Source organism: Waltera sp. (genome assembly GCF_046969025.1).
In the GTDB taxonomy this organism is placed as follows: Bacteria; Bacillota; Clostridia; order Lachnospirales; family Lachnospiraceae; genus Acetatifactor; species Acetatifactor acetigignens.
In genome coordinates, this window is the sequence record NZ_JBKVQF010000024.1 from 41,115 (window position 1) to 53,631 (window position 12,517).

Genomic DNA, 12,517 nt, shown 5'->3' on the forward strand with positions numbered 1-12,517 from the left:
AAGGAAAGACCGTCATGCTATAATGTAAGACGGTCTTTTTTGAAAGGAGGGTTTAACATGAAAGTTAGATCATCAGTAAAACCGATTTGCGAAAAGTGCAAAATCATCAAGAGAAAAGGACGCATCAGAGTAATCTGTGAGAATCCGAAGCACAAACAGAGACAGGGATAATCACCGCTTGATCGTCATTTGATCAGGTATGTGAGTTCTTGTCCGGTTATTATGTGCGGCTGAATTGATCATTATCAAAATTATCAATTTTCATAATAGATTTGGATAGAGCTTACGGGAGATTACTTGTTGATACCATGACGAAAAGATTTTCTAAATTTATAGAAGACATAAATTAAGAAAATCTAAGTTTCGTCACCAAAAAGAAATCACAGATTTCTTTTTGCGGATGCAGACATATTCGTTATGGAAAGATCGGATCGTGTCCGATTGGGTGAGAGCCCCAATCAATTAGTAACTATTGGGCGTACAATTAACAGACCAAAACGTACGCACACACAACGAAAGTTGTGAGCGCAGAAATGTTGCGCAAAGCGTAAGAGATTACGCAGGAAAATGGAGGAAACGTAAATGGCTCGTATCGCAGGTGTAGACTTACCTAGAGAAAAACGAATTGAGATCGGTTTGACCTATATCTATGGAATAGGCAGACCTACTGCTGACAAGCTGTTAGCAGAAGCAGGTGTAAATCCTGATACCAGAGTGAGAGATATTACCGATGATGAGGTAAAGAAGATCAGTGAAGCTATCGAAAAGCTTGGCGTTATGGTAGAAGGTGATCTGAGAAGAGAAATCGCTCTGAATATCAAGAGACTTCAGGAAATCGGCTGCTATCGTGGTATTCGTCATCGTAAAGGACTTCCTGTTCGTGGTCAGAAGACTAAGACCAACGCAAGAACTCGTAAGGGACCTAAGCGCACGGTGGCAAACAAGAAGAAGTAATTAAGATCGTAATGTAACTGTGAGAGGGAAGCAAATGTAAGCATCCCCAGGAAATGAGAAAGTAGGTTAGTTTAAAATGGCTAAAAAAGTTGCAAAGAAAGTAACAAAAAAGCGTGTAAGAAAAAACGTTGAACGCGGACAGGCACATATTCAGTCTTCTTTTAACAACACAATCGTAACGTTAACTGATGCTGAAGGTAATGCTCTTAGCTGGGCAAGTGCCGGTGGTCTTGGTTTTAGAGGTTCAAAGAAATCTACTCCATATGCTGCACAGATGGCTGCTGAAACAGCAACAAAGGCTGCTCTTGTTCACGGATTAAAGTCCGTTGACGTATTTGTAAAGGGTCCTGGTTCAGGACGCGAAGCAGCAATCAGAGCTCTGTCTGCAAGTGGACTGGATGTCTTAAGCATTTGTGATGTAACTCCTGTACCTCACAATGGATGCCGTCCTCCTAAGCGTCGTCGCGTTTAGTGAGAGTCCGTCATCAGACGGAACAGTGAATGAAGTAACATTAGAACAAGTTGGATGAAAGTGCCGCAATGCGGCACTGTAAACAACCCTCGGAAGTCACTTCCGAAGTATAAAGAAGGGAAAATAAAAAAATGGCAGTAAATCGCGTACCTGTACTGAAAAGATGTAGAGCCCTTGGCCTTGAGCCTTCTTACCTGGGCTATGACAAGAAGTCTAACAGAACCTCTGCAAGAGCAGGCAAAAAGGTATCTGAGTACGGACTTCAGTTAAGAGAAAAGCAGAAGGCTAAGTTCATCTATGGCGTTCTGGAGAAGCCTTTCCGTAACTACTATGAGAAGGCTGATAGAATGAAGGGCATGACCGGTGAGAACCTGATGACCCTGTTAGAGAGCAGACTGGACAACGTAGTGTTCAGAATGGGCTTTGCAAGAACCAGAAGAGAAGCAAGACAGATCGTTGACCACAAGCATGTACTTGTAAACGGTAAGTGTGTAAACATTCCTTCTTACCTGATCAAGGCTGGCGATGTTATCGAGATCAAGGAGAGCGCTAAATCCATGCAGAGATACAAGGATATCCTTGATGTTACTGCTGGAAGATTAGTACCCGAATGGATCGATGCTGATGTTGAGAACTTTAAGGGAACCATCAAGAATCTGCCTACCAGAGAGATGATCGATGTTCCTGTTGACGAGATGCTTATCGTCGAGTTGTACTCCAAGTAAGTTTTATGTAACCCCAATGAACATTTCCTGTGGAATATTATTCCATGGGATATTGTTCGTAAGAACATGTCAACATATAAAGTTCGCAAAGGAGGGTATTGGCAGTGTTTGATTTTGAAAGACCTAATATTGAGGTTAGCGAGATTTCAGAAGACAAAAAGTATGGTAAATTCGTAGTAAAACCCCTGGAAAGAGGCTATGGTATTACTCTGGGTAACTCCCTGAGAAGAATCATGCTGTCTTCCCTGCCCGGTGCTGCAGTGAGCCAGATCAAAATTGAAGGTGTTCTTCATGAGTTCAGTTCTATTCCCGGCGTAAAGGAAGATGTATCTGAGATCATCATGAACATCAAGAGCCTTGCGATCAAGAACAACAGCGAGACCAATGAGGCTAAGACTGCATATATCGAGTTTGAAGGCGAAGGTGTTGTAAGAGCTTCTGATATCCAGTGTGATCAGGATATTGAAATTCTGAACCCCGACCTTGTAATCGCAACTCTGAGCGGTAAAGATACCAAGCTTTACATGGAGTTAACTATTACAAGAGGCCGCGGTTACGTAAGTGCCGACAAGAACAAACACGAAGATTTACCAATTGGCGTAATTGCCATTGATTCTATCTATACACCTGTAGAGAGAGTTAACGTTACGGTAGAAAATACCCGTGTAGGTCAGAGTACTGATTTCGACAAGCTTACATTGGATGTATACACCAACGGAACCCTGGCTCCCGATGAGGCAGTCAGCCTGGCAGCTAAGGTGCTCAGCGAGCATCTGAACCTGTTCATCGACCTGTCCGAAAATGCTAAGACCGCTGAGGTTATGGTAGAGAAGGAAGACGACGAGAAGGAAAAGGTTCTGGAGATGAGTATTGACGAGCTGGAGCTTTCCGTTCGTTCTTACAACTGCTTGAAGAGAGCAGGTATCAATACTGTAGAAGAGTTAACCAATAAGACTTCAGAAGATATGATGAAGGTTCGTAACCTCGGACGTAAATCTTTGGAAGAAGTTCTGGCTAAACTGAAAGAGCTGGGATTACAGCTGAACCCCAGCGATGAGAACTAATTTCAGCTGAACATAAAAAGTAAGATTTCCGTATCCGGTAAGCCCAAAGTGTTCGGATGCGGTTTATCTCTAAATGGCAAAAAATAACGCATTCGGTAAGTAAGTCCAAAGTGCATGGCCGGATGTACCATGAATGGAGAAAGGAAAATTATCATGGCAAAGTACAGAAAACTCGGCAGAACATCTGCACAGAGAAAGGCATTATTAAGAAATCAGGTAACTGCAGTGATCAACAACGGCAAGATCGTTACCACCGAAGCTAAGGCTAAGGAAGTACAGAAGATCGTTGATGGACTGATCGCTCTGGCAGTAAAAGAGAAGGATAACTTCGAAACTGTTAAGGTTACCACCAAGGTTGCCCGCAAGGACAAGGACGGCAAGCGCGTAAAGCAGATCGTTGACAAGGAGACCGGTAAGGTCCTGGCTGAGTCCCATCGCGATAAGGATGGCAAGCTGGTTAAGATCGAGAACGGTGTTACCGTTACTGTATACGACGAAGTTGAGAAGGAGATCAAGAAGGATCTGCCTACCAGATCTCATGCACGTCGTCAGATGCTGAAGGTTCTGAACCCTGTAGTTGAGGTTCCCGCTGATGCAGCAGGCAAGAAAAAGAACACCAAGGAAGTTGACCTGGTTGCAAAGCTCTTCGATGAGTATGCTCCCAAGTATGCTACCCGTAAGGGTGGTTACACCAGAATCGTTAAGATCGGTCAGCGTAAGGGTGACGCAGCTATGACTGTTGTTCTGGAGCTTGTTTAAGCTACGAGCAAAGTAAGGATAAAAAGAGACAACCGCGAGGGAATGCTTGCATTCACTAGCGGTTGTCTTTTTTTAGAATTATTTGGCGACAGCCGTACAACGAGGGGATGCTCCGCATTCCCTCGTTGCTTTGCGGATTACTCCACCACCTTCTGGAAGTGTTGGTAATCCTTGCAGGAGTTCCAGTGACCTCCCCAGGTGAAGCCATGTTCTTTAAATAACTGATAGCACAGATCGTTTTCGTCAATTTTGTAGGGGAAGGAAGCGGTTCTGTCTGCATAGGCGGAAGCGTTTGCAGGAGATACCCTTTCACTGCCATCCTTATTGTAAGTAATATAAGGATTATAAAAGGGATTGATATCAATTGCCAGCCCTAATGCATGCTTGGACAGGGATGAGGTCCCTTCTACCGGACGATAATTGAAACAGGAGGTATTATTATCTTCCATGGAGGCGAGGTCGTCCCCATCATATTCATCGATCAAAAGTACCTTTTCCAGCTGGTATTCATTACAATACAGCTCATAGAAGATCTCCGTCAGGTCCTGCGCGATCGCCTTGTTACAGATCAATTCCCCTTCTGCAGGATTTCCTTCAAAATTATAATGCCGGATATGTACATATCTCAGATCGTCATAGCTGATTTCGACAGATTTCAACAGGTCTTGTGAGGCTTCTCCGGAGTTATCCACAGTAGCAGGATAAGAAACACCTGTTATATATCTCTGCAATTTCTCGGATAACGGCTCATAATAGAAGCCGTCGGACAGCGTGGTCCGCTGGTCGGTCAATAGCTCTCCGTTCAGGGAATATCCGGTCAAAACAGTAGTTTCTGCCATGGAAGATCCTTCCTGCAAGTTTTCTGTCGCATTTGCATTGGAATTGTCGACGGCCGGTGTAGGTTCCGGGGTAGGTGATGGCTCTGATGTCTGATAAGCCAGGGAAGGATTGTCCGTCGCATAATCCCCCAGAGTGTAGGAACTGTGCTGGGATACTCTTAGCAGTCCTCCGGCAACGACAGTGATGAGCGCAAGGATACCCACCATTTTCCATATTTTATTGCGATCGATCGGATTCATAGAATGCCTCCTCGTTTTATTTTCTGAAATGTTCTGCAATAGAAAGATACAACCATAACTATAAAGGTTTTTGGAAGGCAGTACAAGAGATTTTGAAAAAGTCGGGTCAGTTCCCTGTTAAGTGTTGTAAATCTGTGCATAATCTAGTAAAATAGGAACGATATCTTGCAAAAGCAGAAGATAGCTGATTCTCCGGCACTAAGCGAATATGGAATGGAGATTATTTATGGAGATCATTAAAGCAAATAATGTAGTATATGAATATATTCGTCGGGATGAAGAGGGAAATGTGGAAGGGATCACAAGAGCGGTGAATGATGTTTCTCTTGATATAGAGCAGGGACAGTTCATAGCCATCCTCGGACATAACGGTTCCGGCAAGTCTACTCTGGCAAAGCATATGAACGCCATCTTAAATCCGACAGAGGGAACGCTTTGGGTCGATGGTATGGACACGAAGGATGAGGACAACATCTGGAAGGTACGTCAGACAGCCGGCATGGTGTTTCAGAATCCGGATAACCAGATCATAGGACAGGTAGTGGAAGAAGATGTGGGATTTGGCCCGGAGAACATGGGGATCCCCACGGAGGAGATCTGGCAGCGTGTGGAAGAGAGCTTACGAGCGGTAGGTATGTACGAATATCGAAAGTATTCCCCGAATAAGCTGTCCGGTGGTCAGAAGCAGAGAGTGTCTATTGCCGGAGTACTGGCCATGCATCCCAAATGTATTGTATTGGATGAACCGACTGCCATGCTGGATCCCAGTGGACGTAAGGAAGTCATCCGTGCAGTCCGCGGATTGAATCAGGTGGAAGGCGTCACGCTGATCCTGATCACCCATTATATGGAAGAAATCATTCATGCGGACAAGGTATTTGTCATGGATGAGGGGAAAATTGCCATGCAGGGTACCCCCCGGGAAATCTTTTCACAGGTGGAGCAGCTGAAAAAGCTACGGCTGGATGTGCCGCAGGTAACGCTGTTATCGTATGAATTGCAGAAACGCGGAATTCCGCTGCCGGATGGCATATTGACAAGGGAAGAGCTGGTCAGTGCACTGGGCTATGGAAAAACCGACAGGAAATAGTGGCGGGGCTGGCAGCGAATGAAAGTACCCGGGAAAGGATCGAAAAAATGTCTATCATATTAGATCATGTGAATTATGTATACGGTGCAGATACACCGCTGGCAGTTCATGCCCTGAACGATGTCTGCCTGAAGATACCGGATGGACAGTTCATCGGTATTATCGGGCATACCGGTTCCGGTAAGTCCACGCTGATGCAGCATATGAACGGATTGATCCGTGCTACCGACGGACATATCTATTTTAACGGAGAAGATATCTACGACAAAGATTATGATATGAAGAAGCTCCGCAGCAAAGTAGGGCTGGTGTTCCAGTATCCGGAGCATCAGCTGTTTGAGATCGATGTATTCAGCGATGTCTGTTTCGGACCGAAGAATCTGGGACTTGATAAAAAGGAAGTGGAGCTTCGTGCATACGATGCTCTGAAAAAAGTAGGACTGCCGGATGAACTTTTCTATCAGTCCCCCTTTGAATTGTCCGGTGGACAGAAGCGTCGTGTGGCGATCGCCGGCGTGCTGGCCATGAAGCCGGAGGTACTGATCCTGGACGAGCCGACAGCCGGACTGGATCCCAAGGGAAGAGATGAGATCCTGCAGCAGATCAAAAAACTGCAGACAGAGACCGGACTTACCATCCTGCTGGTATCCCACAGCATGGAAGATGTGGCGGAATATGTGGACCGCATCATTGTAATGAACAAGGGCAGTGTCATGTATGACGATACGCCGAGAGAAGTGTTCAGACATTACAAAGAATTGGAAGAAGTAGGACTGGCAGCACCGCAGGTCACCTACATCATGCATGAGCTGAAAGCACGGGGCGCAGATGTGGATGTAGATGCCACAACGATCGAAGAGGCTGCGGAAGAAATTGCAAGAGTCTGGAAACAGAACAATCAGAAGTAATGATTTGAACTGCAATGCTCAAATTGCAGCATGAGCAGAGAGAAGATACGAGTTCTGACCCGACAGGAGCCGGGCAGAAACTCTGGTGAGGAGCAATATGCTTAGAGATATTACATTAGGACAATATTATCAGACAGAATCCGTGATACACAGGATGGATCCCAGAGTCAAGCTGGGAGGCACCCTCCTGTTTATCATATCACTGTTCTTTTTTAAAAATTACGCGGGATATGTGATCGCAGCCCTGTTTTTGGGGATGGTGATCCGGCTGTCAAAGGTACCGTTCAAGTTCATGGTAAAAGGAATGAAGACTATCGTCATGCTGATGATGATCACAGTGGTATTCAATCTGTTTCTGACACAGGGAACACCGTTAGTGACGATCTGGAAGCTGACCATTACGCAGGAAGGACTGAAAATGGCCATTTCCATGGCTGTCCGGCTGACACTGCTGATTATCGGATCCTCCGTGATGACACTGACCACCACACCGAACAACCTGACGGATGGTATGGAGAAAATGATGGGACCCTTAAAAGTATTCAAGGTGCCCGTACATGAGGTGGCCATGATGATGTCCATTGCACTTCGTTTTATACCTATATTATTAGAAGAAACGGATAAGATCATGAAAGCACAGATCGCCAGAGGTGCGGATTTCGAGAGCGGCAACATTTTCAAGCGTGCCAAAGCCATGGTGCCCCTTTTAGTACCGCTGTTTATCTCCGCGTTCCGCAGAGCCAACGACCTTGCCATGGCAATGGAGGCCAGATGCTATCGCGGCGGAGAGGGCAGGACGAAGATGAAACCGCTGATCTATCATAAGAGAGATTACATTGCTTACGGCTGTATTGCCGCATATATGGTGATCAGCATTGTGGTAGGAAGATTACCGTTTTTACCGTAAATTTTTACTGCAAAACACTAATGCCCATTGCAGATCGTATATCATCAAATACAGAAAAGAATGCCGGGGAACCTAAGACAGGTGGCAGGAGAGAAAGCGGGTGAAATACAGTGGAATCGGAAATGATAATAGAACAGCTGTCAAAGCAGCCGGAAAAAGAAAAAAAGCGTGTCCGCCTGACCGTGGCTTATGACGGAACGAATTATCATGGCTGGCAGATCCAGAATAATGGGATCACCATCGAAAGCGAATTGAACCGGTGTCTGACCGATCTGCTACGAGAGCCTGTTGAGGTCATCGGTGCCAGCCGGACAGATTCCGGGGTGCATGCACTGGGGAATATCGCTGTGTTTGACACGACCAGCCGGATGCCTGCGGAGAAAATCTCCTACGCATTGAACCAGAGACTTCCCGAGGATATCCGTATCCAGAAGTCCGAACAGGTGGAAAATGACTGGCATCCCCGGAAATGCGACAGCCGCAAGACTTATGAGTACCGGATCTACCGGGCACAGTTCCCCATGCCAGTGAAACGTTTGTATTCGCTGTTTACTTATTATGAACTGGATGTGAACCGGATGCAGGAAGCTGCGGCTTACCTGGAAGGAGAACATGATTTCAAAAGCTTCTGCCAGACCGGAGCCCAGGTGGAATCCACTGTGCGGACCCTGTATTCCGTAGAAGTGGAAGAGCAGGGAGAACATGATTTGGTGATCCGTGTCTGTGGTAATGGCTTCTTATATAATATGGTGAGGATCATTGCCGGAACCCTGTTAGATATCGGACAGGGCAAGCGGGACCCCATGGATATTTTCACGATCCTCGAGGCAAAAGACCGCAGCACAGCGGGGCCTACGGCACCGGCCCATGGACTGACTTTATTGAAATATGAATTCTTGTAAATAGCTTCGCCATACGTGATATAAACATAAGAGAGGCTGAGCGATAAAAGATGAACGCAAAAAAAGTTTAGTTTATGTATTGACACGAACGAAACCGTATCATATAATATATGACTGTGACAGTGTTTCAATATGCTGAGTCAAAGCCCCGACGAAGCATTGAAATAAAGTATTCAACCGTTTTGGGAAGAAGTAAAATGTAGCCGGACATCTGCAGATTACCATCGGACCAGAACACTGAAAAAGTCGATCACGAATCGGCGAAAGTAATATGGAGGGAACATAATGAAAACATTTATGGCTAGTCCAGCTACAATCGATAGAAAATGGTATGTAGTAGACGCTACTGACATGACCTTAGGCCGTCTGGCATCTGAGGTTGCTAAAGTGCTGAGAGGCAAGAATAAGCCTATCTTCACTCCTCACATCGACTGCGGTGACAACGTTATCGTTATCAATGCTGAGAAGATCAAAGTAACCGGTAAGAAGATGGATCAGAAGGTATATTATCATCATTCCGATTACGTTGGTGGCTTAAAAGAAGCTACCCTGAGAGAAAAGTTAGCAAAGAAGCCTGAGCAGGTTATCGAACTTGCAGTTAAGGGCATGCTTCCCAAGGGACCTTTAGGAAGACAGATGTTCACCAAGCTTCACGTATATGCAGGACCTGAGCACAAGCATGAGGCTCAGAAGCCTGAAGTACTGACATTCTAAAGGACTGAGAGGAGGAAAATAAATCATGGCTAAAACAGAAAGATACTACGGAACCGGTAGAAGAAAGAAATCCATCGCCAGAGTATATTTAGTACCCGGTAATGGTAATATTACAATCAATAAGAGAAGCATTGATGAGTACTTCGGTCTGGAGACTCTGAAGGTTATCGTTCGTCAGCCTCTGGCAGCTACTGAGACTGCTGAGAAGTTCGACGTTCTGGTTAACGTTCGCGGTGGCGGATACACCGGCCAGGCTGGTGCGATCAGACACGGTATTGCAAGAGCACTGCTTCAGGTAGACGGTGATTTCAGACCCGTTCTGAAGAAGGCTGGATTCCTTACCAGAGACCCTCGTATGAAGGAAAGAAAGAAATACGGTCTCAAAGCAGCTCGTCGCGCACCTCAGTTCAGCAAGAGATAATCGACTGCTCAGACTATATCAAAATGGTTCAAAAAGCCCGGAAAATCAAGGTTTTCCGGGCTTTTGCTATATCTAAACGGGCTGATATGGTTTGACCAAATTTGGCAAAACGAGAGCCGATTTCATCCAATTTTTAGTGGTCCGCAAGTGGTTAACTGGCTAAAAAGAGGGCGAAAAGAGGGGGAAGTGGTTCCCAAAGTGGTTAACCGAGAGCCGATTTTTGGGGTGCTTTTGAGCCCTCCTTCCCCTCGTTTTTTGGCTGTGGCAGTTTGGCATAGTTTCAAAGTCAACGGTTAGATACCATCATGGAGCAGATGAAAATTGCCGAGGGCGTAACCGAGAAATTAAAGTGTACCCGTCAAATGGAATGGGTGCAGCGTTGCAATAACATTCGCAATCGGGCAGAAGAAATCGTTTTGCATGAGATGATTTATTTATAACGGTATGGTAGAATGATTATCGCAAATTGATATCTATTCAACTCAACGTTGAGATTCCCTTCAACGATTAGTATGTTCCAAATAAATTCTCTATTTGATATACTGAGGTCAAATATAGTATAAAGGAGATTTGTTTTATGGATCAGAAAAAAATAGGTGCATTTATTGCACAGTGTAGAAAAGAAAAAAGTCTAACACAAATACAGCTTGCCGAACTATTAGATATTACCAATCAGGCGGTTTCTAAATGGGAAAATGGTAGAGGAATGCCCGATGTGTCGCTTTTACAACCTTTATGTGATGCTTTGGGCATTAGTTTGAACGAGCTTTTTTCTGGGGAACATATATCGGCAGAGGAATATAAAGGAAAGGCGGAAGAAAATATTTCCAAACTTTACAAAGAAAAGCAAATTGCCAATCTTAAACCAATAAAATACTTATTCTCTACATGTTCTAATGTAACATTGCTTGTAGCAGTGATTGAATTAGCTGTTGGTTTTATTGGGAATTTTTTTAATCCAACTATATTGAAGGTCATGTTGCTCAATGCCTCTGTGTGGATAATGTTGTTTCTGATTTCAGTGGGTAAGCTGACATACGATAAGAAAAGATTGAAAAACCTGAAGCATTCAGGTACTTGTATAGACTCTGAAATCAAGGATATAATTCCAGCATCATGGATTAGGGTTGGAAATTACATCTGTTGCAGAATTGTATGTGGATTTATTTACGAGGGTAAGGAATACAAAGCAGTAAGTAATTACTATGTTTTGACACCATTTCACCGAAAGGAGGATTTATATGCGAATGTTTTTATCGAGCAAAACAATCCTACCAAATATAGTATAGAACTTTTTCAAGAAAGTAGGTAATTCAGTCAAGAATTCAGCTTTCTTTCTTATCGTTTTTTCCGCTGGCTGATAGGCGTTCCCATTTTCTTTGACTTTTTGAGAATACGAATGCGGGTGTGAAGGAAATCCTTACCCAACTCTCCAAACTTTCATAACAGGGATAGATACTCCATTTGCGGAGGGAGGAACGGCGTTTCTTCGCCGCACTTCCCTCCGCTTTTTCTTTTTGTCTGTATCCTTGTCTTTTGTCTGCCCGTACCGGATAATATGAGTAGAATAAGAAGCGTAGCAAAGGAGTGAAAACAGATGCTGACCTTTGAAAAGGTGCTGGAGATTGAACTGACCAAAGAAAAACGGGAAGTGACGGAAGATGATGAGAGAGAAGCGGATGCCCTGTGCAAACGGCATCTGGAGCGTTGGAAGGAGGAACAGGAATGAAGATTTTGAAATGTCTGCTGATGATCGTAACTGCACCGGTCGTTTTGGTGTTGACGCTTTTTGTCTGGCTCTGCACGGGGCTGATCTACATATCCAGTCTGGTGATTGGTCTACTAAGCACGGTAATTGCTCTGCTTGGTGTGGCTGTGATTATTACCTATTCCCCGCAGAAAGGTGTGATTTTGCTGGTTATGGCATTTTTGATTAGCCCGATGGGGCTGCCGCTGGCTGCTGGGAAAGGTGCAGAGTTTGAAATTTGCGATACAGGATTGGGTGTATGGGTAAATGATGTGAATATAATTTGGAATGAAAAAGAAGCAGGACAATGGGAGATGAGACCCAATGCCCTGCTTCTCTGTTTATTCGGAACGAACTGTAATATATTTTTGATTGCGACTTTTAGGTTTATCGGGAATCGTCATTTCTAATTGCCCGGATTCTAAAAGCGGATTGATATGCTTCAAAGTGAAGTTTCTTAAATCTTTGAAGCCGCAAAATACTGCAAGCTCTTTCTTGGATTTTGGTGTTGTGCAAAAAGCCAAAATCTGTTTGGACACCGTTGATAGTTCAATAACTTGGTGGGTAACTTGGTGGATAACTTGGTGGGCGTCACCCTCTAAGTTGTAGTTTACATTTTTCAAGATGACTCTGAAATCTGTTGCTGTTGAGGTAAATTCAGGCTTATATGCCGCTATATATCCAGGTAGCTTTTCGGTTTCACTGACGATTTTGCGTAGGCCACTTCCACGGCGTTCCATGTACTTCATGCGGTGGAACAGGTCAGCAATCACAG

The 12,517-nt window shown here is 44.6% G+C and carries 16 protein-coding genes and 2 pseudogenes; 16 read left to right on the forward strand and 2 right to left on the reverse strand.

Going from position 1 to position 12,517, the window contains the following annotated elements:
- The first annotated feature begins 57 nt into the window (after positions 1–57).
- The 6 genes from rpmJ to ACLTOH_RS12570 all read left to right on the forward strand — a co-directional run bounded on the left by rpmJ (position 58) and on the right by ACLTOH_RS12570 (position 3,974).
- Entirely contained in the window at positions 58–171 is a 114-nt protein-coding gene (rpmJ, locus tag ACLTOH_RS12545; protein WP_031271335.1) for a 50S ribosomal protein L36, read from the forward strand.
- A 411-nt stretch (positions 172–582) separates the two neighbouring features.
- A complete protein-coding gene (gene rpsM, locus ACLTOH_RS12550) occupies positions 583–954 on the forward strand; it encodes a 30S ribosomal protein S13 (RefSeq protein WP_022154290.1) in 372 nt (123 codons plus the stop codon).
- Positions 955–1,030: 76 nt separating this feature from the next.
- A complete protein-coding gene (rpsK, locus tag ACLTOH_RS12555; protein ID WP_022154289.1) occupies positions 1,031–1,426 on the forward strand; it encodes a 30S ribosomal protein S11 in 396 nt (131 codons plus the stop codon).
- Positions 1,427–1,557: 131 nt separating this feature from the next.
- The gene (gene rpsD, locus ACLTOH_RS12560) at positions 1,558–2,151 is read left to right on the forward strand and encodes a 30S ribosomal protein S4 (protein ID WP_022154288.1); all 594 of its coding nucleotides are present in this window, start codon (positions 1,558–1,560) and stop codon (positions 2,149–2,151) included.
- Positions 2,152–2,255: 104 nt separating this feature from the next.
- A complete protein-coding gene (locus ACLTOH_RS12565) occupies positions 2,256–3,215 on the forward strand; it encodes a DNA-directed RNA polymerase subunit alpha (RefSeq protein ID WP_022154287.1) in 960 nt (319 codons plus the stop codon).
- A gap of 153 nt (positions 3,216–3,368) precedes the next feature.
- Complete coding sequence (locus tag ACLTOH_RS12570) at positions 3,369–3,974, forward strand: bL17 family ribosomal protein (RefSeq protein WP_022154286.1); 606 nt, start codon at positions 3,369–3,371, stop codon at positions 3,972–3,974.
- 137 nt (positions 3,975–4,111) lie between these two features.
- Here the strand turns inward: ACLTOH_RS12570 and ACLTOH_RS12575 are convergent, their stop codons facing one another.
- A complete protein-coding gene (locus ACLTOH_RS12575; protein ID WP_337763706.1) occupies positions 4,112–5,053 on the reverse strand; it encodes a M15 family metallopeptidase in 942 nt (313 codons plus the stop codon).
- Positions 5,054–5,279: 226 nt separating this feature from the next.
- Here ACLTOH_RS12575 and ACLTOH_RS12580 point away from each other — a divergent pair, with 226 nt between their 5' ends.
- The 10 genes and pseudogenes from ACLTOH_RS12580 (at position 5,280) to ACLTOH_RS12625 (ending at position 12,009) form a co-directional block, all read left to right on the forward strand.
- On the forward strand, positions 5,280–6,143 hold the full coding sequence (locus ACLTOH_RS12580) for an energy-coupling factor transporter ATPase (RefSeq protein WP_227061375.1): 864 nt from the start codon (positions 5,280–5,282) through the stop codon (positions 6,141–6,143).
- A gap of 47 nt (positions 6,144–6,190) precedes the next feature.
- Positions 6,191–7,051 carry an energy-coupling factor transporter ATPase gene (locus ACLTOH_RS12585; RefSeq protein ID WP_412224202.1) on the forward strand — a complete coding sequence of 287 codons (861 nt, stop codon included), beginning with the start codon at positions 6,191–6,193 and terminating at the stop codon, positions 7,049–7,051.
- A gap of 97 nt (positions 7,052–7,148) precedes the next feature.
- On the forward strand, positions 7,149–7,958 hold the full coding sequence (locus ACLTOH_RS12590) for an energy-coupling factor transporter transmembrane component T family protein (protein WP_412224203.1): 810 nt from the start codon (positions 7,149–7,151) through the stop codon (positions 7,956–7,958).
- A gap of 122 nt (positions 7,959–8,080) precedes the next feature.
- The gene (gene truA, locus ACLTOH_RS12595; RefSeq protein WP_412224204.1) at positions 8,081–8,860 is read left to right on the forward strand and encodes a tRNA pseudouridine(38-40) synthase TruA; all 780 of its coding nucleotides are present in this window, start codon (positions 8,081–8,083) and stop codon (positions 8,858–8,860) included.
- Positions 8,861–9,145: 285 nt separating this feature from the next.
- Positions 9,146–9,574: a 50S ribosomal protein L13 gene (gene rplM / locus ACLTOH_RS12600; RefSeq protein ID WP_117465480.1), complete on the forward strand. Its 429-nt coding sequence runs from the start codon at positions 9,146–9,148 to the stop codon at positions 9,572–9,574.
- 25 nt (positions 9,575–9,599) lie between these two features.
- Positions 9,600–9,995, forward strand: coding sequence for a 30S ribosomal protein S9 (gene rpsI / locus ACLTOH_RS12605; protein ID WP_176863027.1), 396 nt, complete (start codon positions 9,600–9,602; stop codon positions 9,993–9,995).
- 287 nt (positions 9,996–10,282) lie between these two features.
- Positions 10,283–10,435, forward strand: a pseudogene (locus ACLTOH_RS12610) (TnpV protein); the annotation flags it as partial.
- A gap of 137 nt (positions 10,436–10,572) precedes the next feature.
- Complete coding sequence (locus ACLTOH_RS12615) at positions 10,573–11,307, forward strand: helix-turn-helix domain-containing protein (protein WP_118537774.1); 735 nt, start codon at positions 10,573–10,575, stop codon at positions 11,305–11,307.
- 285 nt (positions 11,308–11,592) lie between these two features.
- Entirely contained in the window at positions 11,593–11,724 is a 132-nt protein-coding gene (locus ACLTOH_RS12620; RefSeq protein ID WP_412224206.1) for a hypothetical protein, read from the forward strand.
- Positions 11,721–12,009, forward strand: a pseudogene (locus tag ACLTOH_RS12625) (CD1845 family protein). The gene ACLTOH_RS12620 and the pseudogene ACLTOH_RS12625 overlap by 4 nt, the downstream one beginning before the upstream one ends.
- A 74-nt stretch (positions 12,010–12,083) precedes the next feature.
- Here the strand turns inward: ACLTOH_RS12625 and ACLTOH_RS12630 are convergent.
- Positions 12,084–12,517 (reverse strand): Fic family protein (locus ACLTOH_RS12630; protein ID WP_412224205.1); only part of this gene is annotated, 434 nt, incomplete at its 5' end.